Here is a 17,235-nt window from a genome sequence, read left to right as displayed (position 1 = left end):
ATGCCTGAATACAGTTCAGTTACAGGTTTGAAGAATGTGAAATTTGCGCCTTTAAAAAAGGCGGGTAAATTTTTTGTTCCCACAGAAATTCTTGACTACGAATTTGCAATTAATATGAAAGTTGAAACAGAAACATCCACAGAAAAACAATATGCGGATGACAAACTTGTCGATCTTGCAGTTTCAACTGGTTCAACTAAATTAGACATTGAAATGCGGGATCTGCCAATGGAGATTCTCTCTAAATTACTTGGAATTGAACAGGATGAAAACGGATTGTACTTGTTTAAGAAAAATATCATTCCTCCATGGGTTGCGATGACGTTCCAAGGACCTAAAGCAAACGGCAAGTCTCGTCATGTGGGCTTGGTAAAAGGGAGATTCTCTTTGCCGGGTGATGAATGGAAAACAAAACAAGATAAAACGGATTTCCAAACGATCAAACTTTCAGCGGAATTTGTTGATAGAGAACAGGACGACGTGTTCAAAATCGTTGCGGATGAAGATGGAGAAAAATTCGATATAGATCACTTTTATAAGGCAGTTTTTGGGGACGCCTATCAAAATAAACAAGACACAGAAGAAAATGTAAGTGCTGATCTTGGGAAATAAAAGGGGGAAGCTGAAAAGCTTCTCTTTATTTAGTTAAAATCTATTTAACCAAAAGGAGGAGTCATTATGGCTCAGAAACATATTTCTATCAAATTGTGGTTTGAAGACGAAAAAAAGTTTAAAACTTTTATTGCACCGCGAACAAATACAAAGACACTTCTTGAAGCGCTGAGATTAAATGCTGAAGCGGAAAAAACATCAGATAATCTTGAAAAGAGCATCAAAACATTGGAGAAACAAATCCAGTTTATTGTGAAAATATTCCGTGACCAGTTCACTTATGACGAGTTCACCGAAGGGCTACAATCATTTGAAGTGACAAAAGAAGTCAGCCGAATTCTCTCAGAGGTAGCTGGATACAAAGAAATTGAGGAAATGGATCAAGATTTTTTGCAGGAGAAGACGGAGAAGAATACACCTACGAACGAGGAATCCAGCAAATAAATGAAATTTATTCCACACTGCTTGAACAAGGATGGAAAATGACTGAAATAGATAACATGGACATTTACCATTACTTAGAGGTTTTGGCTGAAAAGAATAAGCCGAAAATTAAGACGGTAACAATTGACCAAATCTTTTAGACAGGTGCTCACCTGTCTTTTTTTGTTGAGTTTATGCCAGGAAAGCGGGGTGTTTACATATGGCTCAACCAATAGGAAATATGGTTGTTAAAGTAGGTCTTGACGATACAGGTTTTAATCGAGGTATTGAAGGCCTAAAAAGGCAAATGCGCCTGGCAAACTCAGAAATGAAGGCGGCCGGCAGTATTTATAAAAATACCGGTAACCAAACGAAACTCCTTCAGTCGCAAATGGAAGGGCTAAACAATAAATATAAGATTCAAGGCCGTTTAGTCCAAGAACACCGTCAGAGATATGATGAATTGGCCCGTCAAAAAGGAAAGGACAACCGCGAGACACAAATCCAAGCTCGGCGCTTAAATGATGCAATAGCTGTTCATCAAAATTTAGGAAGAGAACTACAACAAGTCAGCAAAGAATATGAAACCTTGTCAGGAAACACGAGCCGAGCTGCAAGTGTTTTTTCTGTCTTTAAAAAGGATTCACAAGAGGTATCAAAAGAATTAAAGGCTGTCTATGATTCTGCGACTGAAACAGGGAAGGCGCTGACAGCTATCGGGGCTGTTGGAGCACTTGGCATTGGGGCGACTGTAAAGGCTGCCGCCAGTTTTGAAAAGGAAATGAGCCGGGTTGCAGCGTTAGCAAATGCAACAGATGACCAAATGGCCGCGCTTACTGAAACTGCCCGCCATCTTGGGGCCGTAACACAATACACAGATGGTCAAGTAGCCGAAGGAATGCAGTATTTAGCCATGGCCGGCTATAAAACCAATCAAATCATCGGCGCAATGCCTGGGTTATTGGCAACTGCTGCAGCTGGGCAAACCGATTTAGGTGTTACAGCTGATATTGTCTCAGACATCTTAACGGAGTTTCATATAAAAGCAGAGGACACGAACCGCGTTGCTGATGTTATGGCTTATACGTTTACCAATTCGAACGCTAGGCTTGAGGAAATTGGGCAAACCATGAAATATGCGGCTCCCGCAGCAAAAACCGCGGGCGTGAGCATGGAAGAATTGGCCGCGGCAACCGGGATCATGGCGAACAGCGGGATTAAAGCTGATATGGCCGGAACAGCTTTGCGATCAACATTAACTCGTTTGGCTGCGCCTCCAAAGCCAGCAGCATCGGCAATCGAAGAGCTGGGGCTTAAAGTAACGGATTCAACTGGGAAAATGCGTCCGTTAGCGGACATCATAGGGCAAATCAACGAGAAAACCAAAGACTATACGGAGACAGAACAAATCAGGATTGCCAAACAGCTTGCCGGACAGCATGCTCTATCAGGCTTCATTACTTTAATGCACGCTGGAAAGGATAAACTCCAAGACTTCACAAAAGAATTGGAAAACAGCGGCGGCACAGCTGAGAAAATCGCTGATAAGCAAATGGACAACCTGGCCGGTTCATTTGAATATCTAAAGTCGGCCACAAATAACGCTGTTATTACACTTGGAAATCAATTTATCCCAGTGATACGTGCTACAACAGACGTCATTACAAGTGCTGTGACATGGTTTGATTCCTTGCCTTCTTCAGTGGCAAGCACAATTGCCATTACAGGTGCAGCGGTCACTGTGTTCTCGCTCTTGGGCGGGGTTTTCCTGCTGACATTAGGTTCTATTCCTAAAATGGCTGCGGGTTGGAATATGCTTCGCACAGCTGGGGCTTATTTAACCGGAAATGTGAATCGTGCTTCTACAAGTCTAACTGTTTATTCTGCTGAGGCGATTGCGTCCGGCACAGCTTCAAGAACAGCAGCAGCGGGCATGACTGCCACTTCAACAGCTGCGGCAGTAGCATCCACAAGAATGGACCGTTTTCATCAAACCTCTGCACTTGCCACAACCCGGGTAGGACGGCTTGAACAAACGACAACCAGAAGCGCAAGAGCGATGAGTGGCCTTAGTGGCGCTTCCCGTGTAGCAGGACTTGGCTTGAGCTTGTTTGGTGGACCAGTTGGAACGATCGCCGGATTAATCCTTTCTTTTGCTCCTGAACTGCTCAAGTTCGGTTCAGGGATCATCAAAGCTGGAGTGAATGCAGTAAAAGGCGCTGGCGGGTTTATGCAGCTTGCGAAAAGTGGGTTTGGTCTTTTTAACATTCTAAAAAAAGGTGCCGGGATTGTTGGTCTTTTGCGCGGTGGACTTAGTTTGCTTGGGGGACCGATCGGAATAGCTGTTACTGGTGTCACTCTTCTAGCTGATGCGGGATTTAAGTATTATGACAACTTGAAAAAAAGGGTGTTGCCGGCGACTATCGATTTTGGCGATAAGGTTTCTGAATCCACTTCCAAAGCGATTAATGCCTATGAAGATATGAACACCAAAGTCGGTGCCAAACTGAATTATTACTATTTAACAAACAAAAAGATCACGAAAAAGATTGCTGATAACATGTCCGCCGAGTATGAGAAGATGGGTCAAACCATACAGGATGGTTATCAGAAGAGCACTGATAAATCTTTAAAGGTGTTAAGTGATTTTTATGCTTCAAATAAGGAAATGTCCGAAAAAGAGAAGACTGAAACATTACAAAATATCAAAGATAGTAATAAAAACAAGCAAAAAGAGATTTCTGGATATACCAAGCGCATCAAAAAGATTTGGGAAACTGCTGCTCGTGAACACCGGGATATTACCAAAGGCGAATGGCAGGAAATCGAAGCAATTATACGCAAAATGAATAAGCATATTGAAACGGCACTCACTAAAAGTAAGGATGAGCAAACCGTTATTGCCGGAAAATTGAAAGACAACAAAACACAACTATCCGCCAAAGAAGCTGCTGCTACAGTCAAAAACAGCAAAAAAGCAAAAGATAAAGTTATTAGTAATGCCGAAAAACAATACAAAGGCGTCGTGAAAAATGCTGACCTTGAGTATTATGTCAAGAAATCCATTACCAAAAAACAACATGATCACACAGTTAGCTCTGCGAAGAACCAAAAAGACCAGGTGGTTAAACAGGCGGAAAAAACTCATAAAGGCGTAGTAAGTGAAGCGAAAATGCAAGCTGCCGGGCATATAAAAGAAGTAGATTGGGAGACAGGAGAAGTGCTCGGGGAATGGGATACATTTCTTGTTGATCTGGCAGGTGTTGTCAATAAAATTACAGGCGGAATCAATACTGTTCTTGAGTTCATGCACATTCCTACCATTCCTGAATGGAAGCCTAAAGGGTACAGCGGCAACTCTGAAATGCAGGTAGCGCCAGGCCGGGCATATGCAAAAGGGACAGACTTTCACCCAGGCGGAAGGGCGTTAGTCGGTGAAGAAGGATTTGAGCTTGCTCATACACCAGGCATCGGAACGTATGTGGTTGGAATGGGCGGTCCGCAGGTTTGGGATTTACCGCGTGGTACATCGGTTCTCCCACATAGTCAGTCAAAAGAAGTTATGGCAACCGGTCTTCCTGGTTATGCAGGCGGTGTCGGCAGCTTCTTCAAAGACGCCCTTAATGGCTCAAAGAAGCTTGTAAAAGGAGCCATTTCAGCAGGGAAAGGCGTTGTCAATAAAGCGAAAGATGTTGCCTCGGGTGCTATGGAAATGATCCTGAATGGTCCTGAGAAAATGATTAAGAACTTGTTTAAAGGCTTTATTCCTTTTAAGTCAGGGAAAGGTGTGGACTCATTAGGAACTGGAATCCTCCAAACATTAAAAAATGGAGCTGGTCAGTTTTTAAAAAGCATTCTTCCGGATGCCGGGCTTTTCACAGCAGATGCTTATAAGGGAGCGACAGGGTCTGCCCAGGTTCAAAAATGGGTAGCGGAAGCTGTTGGCATTGCGGGCGTACCATTCTCATGGGTTCCTGGCTTAATCACCATTGCAATGAAGGAGTCTGGAGGAAATCCCAATGCAATAAACCTTACTGACTCAAATGCAAGAGCCGGTCATCCTTCTCGTGGGCTGATGCAGACAATTCCAAGTACGTTTTCATCCAATGCGTTTCCTGGACACAATAACATTTTGAATCCGGTAGATAACATTTTGGCTGCAATCAATTACATCAAAGGTCGCTATGGGGATATATCCAATCATCCAGGATTAAAATCAATGGCTCGCGGCGGCCCGTATGTGGGATATGCAAAAGGAGGGACCTCACCGGGGCACGGCGGCTCTAAATGGGCGATTCTAAACGAACGGGGCTTTGATGAAACCACGATTACAACAGACCCGACGTATCGCGAACGCAACATCGGTTTATGGGCGCGTGTAGGGCGTGAGCTTGGTGTTCTTCCATCACTTCAACAAGGGATGATTTCAAAGGCTCTTGTACTGCTTCAAAAAGCTTCAATGGCTAAAGCTGAGGCAGTGCCGCACCCCAATGTGAATGTTGACATGAGCCGTGTGGTTGAGAATCAAGAGAAGCAAATCAGCATGATGAGCCAGCAAATAGACGCTCTTCAGCAAAACATTCAGCTTTTGCAGCAGCTTGTTTTGAAAGATAATCACACGTATATAGACGGAACTAGAGTTGATCAAACCAGTGCGGACCGATATAACAAAAAACGTTACAGAAACGGGGGTAAGCCTGCATGGTAAAACTGTTTATTGATTTCAATAACGGACTAGGGGAGCAGAGCCTTGACAGCTTACTCCCTCAATTTGAAGTATTAAGCTTTTTGCCGGAAGCTCCAAAGATTAATCGGGAAACAATTACGATCCCTCGGCGGCACGGACTGATTTTGCCGCAGCATCCACGAGATGTGACTTACGGGGAAAGAAAAATAGATGTTGAAATTTATTTGAATGCTCGCATACATGAGAATTTTTATATGTATCGGCATCAGCTTTATGCACTGCTGGTTAAGCCGTTCCCTTATTATATTTCTTCTGATCTTTTGCCGAATCGCCGTTTCTTAGTTACCTGTGATGGTAATTTCAGTATTTCAAAAGAGAAGGAGAAAACTTATAACGATTTTTCTGTTGAATTTACTAATATCACAGGTATGGCAGAGTCGAAATATACAACAAAAACGGCTCAGAATCTTAACGGTGAAAATTGGAATCACGGGATGAATCTCCGATCGGATGATAACTTGGACTATTATTTTAAGAACAAAAAACGATTCTCTGTTTTTAATGCAGGAGACGTGCAAATCAATCCACTTGATCATGACTATAACGTTATCTTGAAAGCTGCAGGGAAAAATATCACTTTAATCAATCATACAAATGGTGAGAAATTAACGATTGAGCATGAAATCAAAAAGACACAAGAAGTCTCTTTCTTAAAACAGTACACCATAATCAATAACAAACCGGTTAAAACATCTGGCCGTCTGCCGAGTCTTGAAATTGGATGGAATGAGTTTGAAGTTCAAAATACAAATGACTTCAACATTCAATTTGATACTCGGCTTTATTATTTGTAAGGGATGGTGGTTTGGTGGCTAAAGAGGATTTCATAAAAGAAATAAGTGTCGATGCTCAAATCGTTTATAAAAATCATCATATCCTTGCATCGCTAATTATTGCGCAAGGGTGCCTTGAGAGCGCATGGGGAACAAGTGAACTTGCGACAAAAGGGCACAACCTATTTGGCATGAAGGGCGAATATAACGGACAATATGTCACTATGATGACATGGGAAGTGATCAATGGCGAAAATGTTCAAGTGCCAGCAAAATTCAGGAAGTACCCTTCATGGAAAGAGTCGATTGAAGACCTGGCTAACTTGTATCTCAATGGTGTAAGTTGGGATAAGGACCATTACAGGGCAGTTGTCGGAGAAACGGATTATCAAAAAGCTACGGCTGCACTCGTAAAAGCTGGTTATGCAACTGATCCAAATTATGCAACAAAGCTCAACAGCATTATTTTCACATACAAATTAACCCAATATGATACAACTGAGGGGGTGCCCAATAATCCGGATCCAAGTAATCCAGATCCGATCGTAGACCTGCCAAGTAAAGAGTTTGACGGAAAAGACATAACATTAAATATGAGCCTCCCTAAAGATGTATATTTTCCTCAGTTACATGTCGCAAGTCAGGATAATACACAAGCTATTGAAGTTATCGGAGCTGATCCGGACTTATTAGACGATACGACAGGGAAAAAGGATATTGAATTTACGATCACCCGGACAGCTGATAATGGCACCGAATATGACTTGCTTGTGAATGACAATATTCTTTATCTGGATGAGAAAAAATTCAATCATCAAAAGTATTTCATCACAGATATAGAGATTAACCAGGAAGGGACGCTCTCTAAAAAAGTAACAGCAAGCCACGTTTTTGTTGTAACGCTGAATAATCACTATGTAGAAGATACAATCAGTGGGACGTTTACCGTCAGGAAGATGCTTGATTTTGTTTTTAAAGGCACAAAATTAAGGTACATCTTTAAGGACAAAGAAAGTGAGTTCTCTAGCGTTGAACAGGACAATTTTGGAGATAGATTCGGAAATGAGCTAATGGATGAAATTGTCGAAGACTATGGTTTGGAGCTGGATGTTGATAATTATAAAGTCTATGTTTATAAGAAAATGGGAAAGCGAATAAATCATACACTTGATACTCGTTATAATATGCCTGGTATCACAATCAAAACCTCTTCTCAAGGGTGCTCTACCAGAGCGAGGGGTTATGGTGCAATTAAAGAAAACAGCAGCACCGACAGCAAAAAAACGCAGTATGTTTTTGACCCGGTATTGTACAAGCATCCAGATGAAGATAAATTTTTGATTGATGGTATGCCAAGATGGGCAGAACCATTGAGGGATGAAAAATATAAAAAAGAGTCCAGTATGTTGGCAGCTCTAAAAAAGTATGTTAACCCATATCCACAGACGGAAATAGAAGTGGATTATGAATATATCTACGAGCCGAAGCTATTGAAGATACAAGAAGATTTTTGGAAGGGAGACACGCTTCATATATTGGCTGATACCTCATATGGTGTCACCTACGAAGACGATGTCCGGCTTTTGTCGATTCAATATAAGCCGTTAAATCCTTATGCAAAACCTACATTGACTTTTGCCAACTTCCGAAAGGATATACAGGATATCCGGATGGAACAAGAAAAAAGATTAAAAGATCAAAAACGCTACATGCAAAAACTCAGAATGATGATCTAAGACACTCTTTCCAGAGTGTTTTTTGTTTTGTCTAGAAAGGAGAGTGATCTCATGGCATTCAGATTAATTAAAGATTATGACACAACCCGAAACGCAAGATATATCGCACAGCAAAGAGCAGACACAGAAACTATAGAAGATGGGTTGAACAGTCTTGATGATGCGATTAAAACGCATAAAACGTCTCAAACTGCTCATACTTCCGATCAAATTACCCATCAAGGTTTTTCTCTCCGAACTTATGTTGAAAGCCTTTATAATCGTATGCGTAATTTGATTCTTAATGCTGACGGAACAAATGTAAAAGAGGTCGTCGATGCCCGTGTTGATACTGACGGCAATATTGCGCCCTTATTAAAAGAACGGCTTGACCGTGATTACATGAGATTGAATAAGCGAATAAAACGTGTAGTTCATGTGGATGATTACGGAGCCGTTGCAGACGGAGCGACAGACAGTTCCGATGCAATCGTGAAGGCCATGGGTAACGGTAAAGTGAAAATTAAACTGGGGCCGGGCGTCTATGTTGTTCGCGGTGTAAAGCTAAGAAGCAACGTCATCTTTGAGGGTGACGGAATGGATATTACCACTCTTATTCTTCATGATGAGACACCATCAGATGAATGGGTGATTACGAACGCTGATCATCAGGGCGGTAACAAAAATATCGTAATTCGTGATATGACACTTGATTGGAATCGTGAACGGCAAAATGGAACCATGAAAGCCATAGGTGGAGTAAAATCCAGCTGCTTATTGTTAGCACAGGTAAAAAACGCTTGGGTTCAAAGAGTTCGAACTGTAAACCCGGCGTTACATGGAATCGATATTTCCGCACCTACTTACGATATTTCGGATAGTGACTACACTAAAAACGGTTGTGACTCAATTTGGATTGATGGATGTATTTGTGAAGGATACGGAGACGATGGAATTACAACTCATTACAGCAAAAATATCTTCATCACAAACAATAGGTGTTTATATCCTTCTGGAACAGCCCATGCCCTTGGTAAGCCAATTCAAATGGTATTGAAGTAGATGATGGCTCTAAAGACGTGTGGTTATTTAACAATTATACGGAAGGGAATGTCCGAGGGGTGGAAGTAAAGGCACATGCGAAGTGGCCGGCACCTTCTAATGTTCATGTTTACGGTCATCAATCATTCCGTGATGTGAGAGCGTATGATCTTCGTCATATCGGACATCATTATGCAAATGAGCCATGGAGTGAAACAGCAAGAGATGTCACTTTAGTAGACTGTACAGCTAAGGAGCCGATATTCAATGATTTGTACGCTGGGCTAGAGCCGAAAGCGCTTGTGATTTCTGCTTATCAGCGTGTTACAGTACTGGGCTTTACAGCACTTGGTGATCCTACCTATGACTATAAAGGGACCCCAGTTATCGCCTTCCAGTATAAAAGCCGCAAGATTAACATTAATGGTTTGAACATTTCTGGATTTGCGAAGGCGGGTTCGGATGTCCGTATCTATGGCGGTGATCAAAGAACGGACGATGTTCGTATTTCGAATTTTACTATCCATGATTCAGCACCAGAGGGAATTTCCATCGGCGGCGGGGTTTACTATGTCACTTTAATGAACGGTATCGCTCATACAAGAGGCGGAAGTATAGGGATTTCGTCACCAAACAATCAGGCTGATATAACAGCAGTTCGGGCTGTTGGCTATACTAATGCGGCAGTTTTAGCAGGTCAAAAATATAGTTCGGTACCTACAAACATAAAAGGCGGCTTCCGGGCTGCTGCCAGATCGGGCTCACCTCTAACGGATACAAGTGCAATCATAGCTGGATCGGGAACGATTATCGCGAAGGGCGAACGGAATTTCATTGCGGGTATTGCTGGCGGAGCGTCCACAGAAGGATCGCGCAATGGTGTTATGTTCTCCTATAACTCTCATACAAAAGGAGAAAGCGGTTCTTCGGTTGTTATGGCTTCTAAAAATGTAATAAATACCAAAGAATACAGCATCGCTTTAGGGCATGGTGACGGTAATCCATCAGAAGGAAACAAAAAGATCGAGTTAGATGCAATTGGCGGAAATGTTCGCGCTACAAACCGTGTGGAAAGCGTCTCTGACCTTAAAGACTTCGCAGAATACTTTGAGACAACTGACGGCCAGAAAATTGAAGCTTCCTATCTTGTAGCTTTGGAAGGCGAAAAGATTCGGAAAGCTGACGTTGGCGATAAGATTCTCGGTGTCGTATCGAAGACGGCCGGGCTTGTTCTCGGCGGTGCTGCTTTCGATTGGAAAGACCGGTACTTGAGGGATGAGTTTGGCGGCATTATTTATCGAGAGGTTTACGACGGTGAACGGGTTATAACGGTCCCGGCGGAAAATCCAGACTACGATCCTTCTGAGGAATATAAGCCTCGTGAAGAACGAGACGAGTGGCATGTTATCGGCCTTATCGGTCAGGTGTTTGTTCGTATTGACTCTACTGTCCGGGTAGGTGATAGCGTATCTGCCATGAATGGAATAGCGACAAAAGCTGAGTCCAATGGATACGGAACTGTTATGAAAATTGAAATGCCATACGACGAAGAAAAAGGCTACGGAGTAGCAAAGATGATCGTTACACCGCAGCATTAAGGAGGCTAAACCTTGATTTATAAAGACGCAAATGTGACTTATGATATCAATTCCCGCAAATCAGACGGGAGAGCAACAAACATCCAATTTATGACTCAAGACACGGGCAGCGCCAAGCTGTCCTTTTCTTTTACAAAAGACGGGGTACCACTTCCATTGTCTGCGGTCGATGCAAAAATCGTTTTACTTTATCCGGACGGCTCTTTCTATAAAAAGAGTCTTACTATCATAGACAAAGTGAACGGAAAAGCAGAGTATATTTTGTCTGATGCAGAATTAAAACATCCCGGTATTGTGAAGGCAGAATTAAAGCTTTACTACACAAATGGTCAGGCTCTGGCTACTTCCTTTTTTACGTTTACGATATCAAAGACATTGGAGGATCAGAATATTGTCCCGGTAGCGGAATATTACATTGATGATTTTGAGATGTTACGGGACGAGATCAGCCAAACTCTCGATGAGATAAAAGCGAAGTTCGATGAATTTGAAAACATTGAAACGAAAGCTGGCGCCCAAGAAAAAGTAGACAAGGCCGAAGCGAACGCAAAAGCTTACACGGATGTGCACGCGAATAATAAAACGATCCACATTACGGCAGATGAGAGAACAACCTGGAACGCAAAGGAAACGACATCGGGATCGAAAAGTAAAGCTGATAAAGCGTTAGTTGTCGCAAAAGCCTACACAGATGAACACACAGCGGACACTGTTAAGCACATTACTGCAGCTGAGCGTACGAAATGGAATGGTGCTCAATTATCAAAAATTACCGCAGATCATGGCGGTGTGTCAATCGCCGCGAATGAAGGAGAGGACATACTCAAAAAAATAGTTGATCAGGGCCGGACAATGGGTACTTTTTACGCGCACGGAAAAGCGATTAATGCTCCTTCAACAGTTTCAACAAGAGGAATATTTCATCTTACAGGCCTTGCTTCTGATGGGAAAGGTATGTATGGATGGGTTTACGCTACAGATTACAAGAATAATGTCTTTACAAACTACTATGACGGCAGCACAACGTATTGGCAGGGGTGGAAACGATCCTTAAACACAGATGACTTATTGTATTCGTACGCTAACATCACTTTAAAGAATGGTGCAACAGCCGGAACACGGACACCTATTTATGCAAAATGGGGACCTTTAACGTTATTACGTGGGCATGTGAAAACAGAACCAGAAATCATATTTGGCTCAATTCCTTCTTCATATGCTCCAATCGGTGGGGCAGTTGTAACAGTTCCACTTAGCGGAACAGGTGGGACGGCCAACCTCATTGTATATGAAAATGGAGATTTGAAAATCAAATATCCAGACCCTGCAGATTCAAGTAAGCTTGGCGGCGGATACTATATTGATGTCGTCATCGGGTTTCAAGAAGGAGGTACTGCATGATACAGGTTTACCGGTATGATGAGAACTTTATTTTTGTCGAGCCGATTCCAATTGAAGAGCCGGGGGAGGATGGAGAGTATGTAATTCCTGAAAATTGCACAACAATTCAGCCTCCATCTTTCATTAAACCTATGTTTCACCCCGAAGAGCAAAAATGGTCAGAAGTAGCAACTCAAGCAGAAAAAGATGAGATTTTAAAACAAGTTGAAAAAGGAAGAGTTCCGTCACCTTTAGATGAATTAAAGTTTCAAAACGCTCAAATCATGGTGCAGCTGGCTGAAGCCCAGAACTTGATAGAGTCTCAGTCGAAAATGATCGCGAACTTGTTATTAATGCTGGCTGAAGGAGGGAAAGCGTGATGGATTGGTTCAAAAATATCCAAACCATTTATGGATGGGGAAGACAGTATTACACAAATGCTGACGTCGCCCGTTTTGTTGTCTTAAATAGAATCACAGAAGAACAATATAAAGAAATTACTGGCTTGACCTATCCAGACACTGAGCCAGTTGTCATAGATTTAGGAAGTTAACAAACACCCATTGAGGTGTTTTTATTTTGCCATGAGGGAGGTGAGGGCTTTATGGAAATGGATATTACACAGTATTTAATCACTCAGGGGCCCTTTGCTGTGTTGTTTTGCTGGCTTCTATTCTATGTCATGAAAACGAGTAAAGAAAGGGAAGCAAAACTCTATAATCAAATTGATTCCCAAAATGAAGTCTTGGGGAAGTTCAGTGAAAAGTATGATGTTGTAATTGAAAAGCTAGACAAAATTGAAAGCAAAGTACAATAGGAGGAATAAACAATATGAAAAACTATGACAAAGGCACGGTCATTCGGACGGTGCTTCTTTTGATTGCACTTATTAACCAAACAATGCTGATGCTCGGAAAGTCACCTCTGGATATTACAGATGCACAGGTAAACCAACTGACGGATGCTTTGTATACTGCCGACTCTCTGATCTTCATGATCGGTACGACACTTGCTGCATGGTTTAAAAACAACTATGTGACAGCAAAAGGGCACCAACAAAAAGCAGTTCTTAAACAAAACAATCTAACAAAATGACGCTGCTGGATAAACCGGCGGCTTTTTCTATTATAAAATAAAGGAGAGAACACTTATGACAATCACAGTGAAAAAGAATCTTGTATCAGAAGCTAAATACGCTTTAAAATGCCCGAACTATATGGACGCTGAATACATCACCATCCACAATACAGCGAATGATGCGTCAGCTGCTAATGAGATCAGCTACATGATCGGAAATACTAGCTCGACAAGCTTTCATTTTGCAGTTGATGACAAAGAGGTTATTCAAGGGCTGCCGTTAAATCGTAACGCATGGCACACAGGAGACGGCACAAACGGCACCGGGAACCGTAAGTCTATTGGCGTTGAAATCTGCTACAGTAAGTCAGGAGGCCCTAAATACAAGGCAGCAGAAAAGCTGGCAATCAAGTTTGTGGCGCAGCTGCTTAAAGAACGAGGATGGGGTATTGATCGTGTGCGGAAGCATCAAGATTGGAGCGGAAAGTATTGCCCGCATCGTATCTTGTCAGAAGGGCGCTGGGATGAAGTCAAAGCTGCAATTGATGCTGAATTAAAAGCGCTTGGCGGCAAAACATCTAGCAAGAAAACAACTTCATCTAAGGCAGTTAAAAAATCAAGCTCAAGCAAAAAGAAATCGTCCTTTAATCTACCTTCCGGCATTTTCAAAGTGAAGAGCCCATTGATGCACAGCGATGCAGTTGAGCAAATTCAAACAGCGTTATCGGCATTGCATTTCTATCCGGATAAGAAAGCCAAAAACTTTGGGATCGATAGCTATTATGGACCGAAAACCGCCGATGCCGTAAGACGGTTCCAGCTAATGAATGGATTAAAAGCTGACGGTATTTATGGGCCGAAAACAAAGGCGGAAATTGAAAAGCTTTTAAAATAAGTTTGTGAATTGACGAGGTTGAAAAATCTCGTATTTTTGTACCAATAAGAATAAAAAGGATGATTTAAGCATAAAAATCAACCCTCGATGAATAAACCGGGGGTTTTTTTATGCAAAAAAAGAAAGCCTATTAGATCAGACTTTTGCAGTTTTCTAGTTAACATACTATAAGAAATTCTTAAAAAAATGTTATCTAAAAAAGTTTTTTATAGCCTCTAAACGTATGTTATGACTACATTCTTCACAAGTATATTTTCCTTTCATGTTTTCTTTAACTTGCTTATATTTCAATGTGCCTTCATATACTCTAAATCTTTTCCTGCAACTTATACAAATTACTTCATAATAAAAAATCACAAATCCCTCCTTTTCTCAAAATTAATATATACACAAAGGACTTAATAGGAGAATTTTCATTGGAACTTTGATCGACCTATTCAAGATGAACGTAATGCTTCTCCAAAGTAAAAAGACATTAAGTTGCACATACAGCCAGCAATAACTACTATATGTGTTCCATACTTCATTTTAAAACAAAATGAGTGCAGTTTTCTATTCTATACAGGGGCTTAGGCAGGACAATATTTACGGACCTAAGACTAAAGCGAAAATTGAAGCGAAATTGAAGTAATAAAAGAGCCTCTCATATAATGAGGGGCTCTAAATTGCAATCTTTTGACTTAATCGTTCCAGTCTTCATCATCAATCCAGTCGTCTTTCGCTTCTTCAAGCTCTTCTATTAAAAACTCTAGGAATGTGCTACCAACTTGTTTACCATATCCCTCTTGGTTATCCCAAAGGATGACAGGGCATTCTCCTTCTTTCATCTTGTTAGTGTCAAGACAATAAGAAAATTCATCAACATATTCGATCACTACAAGACCATCGAAAAGGTTATAATATTTTTTATATTCATTGGTCTGTTCGACAACTTCAGCACCGTGAGAGTCATATCCGAGTATCATTGTCCCGTATGCTCCCCCTGAACCATACTCAGTTAAAAACCATTTATAGCTGTCTGGAAGGGTTACATTAAGATCCTCTTCTATTTCTCTAACCTGATCTTCAGTGACTCCCCCGGTGAGAATTGAATTTTCTTTATTTTCATCAAAGAAAGTTTTCACTTTTGAATAATCCATTAAACTTTCACCTCTTATTCTTGGTTCTCAAATTGCTGAGCTCTCCATCTCCAATACCTTCTCCTAAAGCTTTTATATTGTTTATCAAGTACTGGATCGTTTCTAAAACTTTGTCCATTCTCTTTTAATCCATGCAAAACATCACTGTACTTATTGTGCCAGCTTTCAGGTATCTCGAGCATATTGCCAGGCTCTTCTTGAATCAAATGATGCAAATTAATTTGGGTACCATCTTTTGCAAAAGGAGCATTACCATTTTTCATTAGTTGAAGATTCGTAAGGCCTTTCCGATTTTTTTGATTAAGATCAATATCTTTCATTGTATAGACTCTACGGCTTACATCTCTAGGTTGCCCTTTAACTTTTACCTTGCCGCCTATTTCGTATGCTTCATATTTTTCTTTATTTAACCAAGGGACATTTACTTTCTGACCTGTAAATGGCTTTCTTGTTTCATCTAATTTTTTAGCAAGCTGAAGCAGCCTGTCTTTTGCGCTCACATCATTGATGACATTATAAGGCATGCCGCCTGCTACAACAACATCTTCTCGCATGACAAACGGTTTGATTGCTGTTAGTGGATCAGGAGTTTCATCCAGTTTTTTAGACACTTTTTTAACTGCTGCTTTTCCGGCTGTTTTCACTCCAATTTTAGCAACTGAACCAGCACCTTTTAAACCAAAGATGTTTACTGCTACATATGTAAACCAGTGAGCCTTTGATTCTGTGTCTCCGTTCTTTACATCTCTAACATAGGAGGTTATTATTGCATCTTTAATTGAATTAAACGTGGAATCATAGTGATAAACTGCAACTGCAGAATTAATAAACATGTCGACAGGATGATTGTGTGCCATATAGTCTAATGTTTCAGCTGTCATATCATAAAGAGCTGTAACAGTACCTTTGGCTCCAGCCATTAGCTCACGTGTGTTTTCAATCTGTGTGAAATATCTTTGTTGTTCTGCAGTCAGATTTTCATATCCTATTGTTTTGGCCATTGAATAGAATTCATCGGCATCTGCATAATCGTAATTCTTTAGTCTTTCTTTCAGTTTTTCAATCTCCCGTTCTTTTTCTTCCTTCTTCTTAATCGTCAAATAACCTTCAGTACGTTTTTCAATATCGCCTTTTTTCTTATGTATGTCACTTTCACGGTACGCCTTGGCGTTGTAGTGAATAGGTGTAGCATTTTTGCCCTTGCCTGTGGATTCCTCAAGCTTTTGGAAGTCTTGCTTGATGAATTGCTCGTTAGGCTCTGACTGGGCATATTCAGTAACAAGTGCTTCGTCCACACTACCTAGTTTGTCGACTGTTTTTTTGCGTTTGTCCTCCGCATCGGCGAGTTCGTCTTTAAAGTCCTCAGTTGAAAACAGATCAAGCGGAATGATATCGTCGATATCATTTAAGATATCTTTCATGGCTTTCTTTTGTTCAGACATAATAGATTTTGATTTTGTGTAGGCGTTAGCCAGCTCGTGTTCTAAGAAGGATTCTTCTATATAAGCATCAGATAAGCTGGCGTCCTCTAGAGTGCCTGAAATGCTTGTCAAGAAAGCAATTTTCATATCAAGTAAGTCAATCCAATTGTCTGCTACACCTGCATGGTCTTGATAAAATGCTTTAATGTTGTCGGCGCCTTTGCCGGAAAACTCACTGTCATCTAAATCAGCTACAGCTTTAAAAGCCTTTTTTAGATTGACCATCTGGCTTCTTAATTCCTTGTATTCTTTTGCACGTTTATCTGCTTCTGAAAGTAGTGTTTTGGCTTCAAATACCTTCATGATCATATCCCTTCTAATTAAATTCTAATATCAAAATTTTACCACATGAAA

At 41.1% G+C, this 17,235-nt stretch carries 13 protein-coding genes and 1 pseudogene; 12 read left to right on the top strand and 2 right to left on the bottom strand.

Annotated elements, in window-relative coordinates; all coding sequences use genetic code 11:
- The 12 genes and pseudogenes from AU387_RS11530 (at position 1) to AU387_RS11480 (ending at position 14,261) form a co-directional block, all read left to right on the top strand.
- Positions 1 to 612, top strand: a complete 612-nt coding sequence (locus tag AU387_RS11530; protein WP_059335732.1) for a major tail protein — start codon at positions 1 to 3, stop codon at positions 610 to 612.
- A gap of 66 nt (positions 613 to 678) precedes the next feature.
- On the top strand, positions 679 to 1,056 hold the full coding sequence (gene gpG, locus AU387_RS11525; protein ID WP_019712660.1) for a phage tail assembly chaperone G: 378 nt from the start codon (positions 679 to 681) through the stop codon (positions 1,054 to 1,056).
- A gap of 199 nt (positions 1,057 to 1,255) precedes the next feature.
- Entirely contained in the window at positions 1,256 to 5,743 is a 4,488-nt protein-coding gene (locus AU387_RS11520) for a phage tail tape measure protein (protein ID WP_059335731.1), read from the top strand.
- On the top strand, positions 5,737 to 6,576 hold the full coding sequence (locus AU387_RS11515) for a phage tail family protein (RefSeq protein ID WP_059335730.1): 840 nt from the start codon (positions 5,737 to 5,739) through the stop codon (positions 6,574 to 6,576). Before AU387_RS11520 ends, AU387_RS11515 begins: the two co-directional genes overlap by 7 nt.
- Before the next feature lie 14 nt (positions 6,577 to 6,590).
- A complete protein-coding gene (locus tag AU387_RS11510; protein ID WP_059335912.1) occupies positions 6,591 to 8,291 on the top strand; it encodes a phage tail spike protein in 1,701 nt (566 codons plus the stop codon).
- Positions 8,292 to 8,342: 51 nt separating this feature from the next.
- Positions 8,343 to 10,909: pseudogene (locus AU387_RS11505) on the top strand (peptidase G2 autoproteolytic cleavage domain-containing protein).
- A gap of 12 nt (positions 10,910 to 10,921) precedes the next feature.
- Entirely contained in the window at positions 10,922 to 12,310 is a 1,389-nt protein-coding gene (locus AU387_RS11500) for a phage baseplate upper protein (protein WP_063623056.1), read from the top strand.
- Positions 12,307 to 12,669 (top strand): hypothetical protein, encoded by a 363-nt coding sequence (locus AU387_RS11495; protein ID WP_059335729.1) that lies wholly within the window; start codon positions 12,307 to 12,309, stop codon positions 12,667 to 12,669. Before AU387_RS11500 ends, AU387_RS11495 begins: the two co-directional genes overlap by 4 nt.
- A complete protein-coding gene (locus AU387_RS21270) occupies positions 12,669 to 12,842 on the top strand; it encodes an XkdX family protein (protein ID WP_082687894.1) in 174 nt (57 codons plus the stop codon). The genes AU387_RS11495 and AU387_RS21270 overlap by 1 nt, the downstream gene beginning before the upstream one ends.
- A gap of 51 nt (positions 12,843 to 12,893) precedes the next feature.
- Positions 12,894 to 13,106, top strand: a complete 213-nt coding sequence (locus AU387_RS11490; protein WP_031600555.1) for a BhlA/UviB family holin-like peptide — start codon at positions 12,894 to 12,896, stop codon at positions 13,104 to 13,106.
- A 14-nt stretch (positions 13,107 to 13,120) separates the two neighbouring features.
- Positions 13,121 to 13,384: a phage holin gene (locus AU387_RS11485; RefSeq protein WP_059335728.1), complete on the top strand. Its 264-nt coding sequence runs from the start codon at positions 13,121 to 13,123 to the stop codon at positions 13,382 to 13,384.
- Between the two features lie 55 nt (positions 13,385 to 13,439).
- Positions 13,440 to 14,261: a peptidoglycan recognition protein family protein gene (locus tag AU387_RS11480; protein ID WP_059335727.1), complete on the top strand. Its 822-nt coding sequence runs from the start codon at positions 13,440 to 13,442 to the stop codon at positions 14,259 to 14,261.
- A gap of 680 nt (positions 14,262 to 14,941) precedes the next feature.
- Here the strand turns inward: AU387_RS11480 and AU387_RS11475 are convergent.
- Complete coding sequence (locus tag AU387_RS11475) at positions 14,942 to 15,400, bottom strand: SMI1/KNR4 family protein (protein ID WP_059335726.1); 459 nt, start codon at positions 15,398 to 15,400, stop codon at positions 14,942 to 14,944.
- A 14-nt stretch (positions 15,401 to 15,414) separates the two neighbouring features.
- Complete coding sequence (locus AU387_RS11470; RefSeq protein ID WP_059335725.1) at positions 15,415 to 17,184, bottom strand: T7SS effector LXG polymorphic toxin; 1,770 nt, start codon at positions 17,182 to 17,184, stop codon at positions 15,415 to 15,417.
- Positions 17,185 to 17,235 lie beyond the last annotated feature (51 nt).

It is taken from the genome of Bacillus halotolerans (assembly GCF_001517105.1).
Classification (GTDB): Bacteria; Bacillota; Bacilli; order Bacillales; family Bacillaceae; genus Bacillus; species Bacillus halotolerans.
The sequence above is the reverse complement of the archived record's forward strand: the minus strand, read 5'-3'. Positions and strand labels throughout refer to the sequence as shown.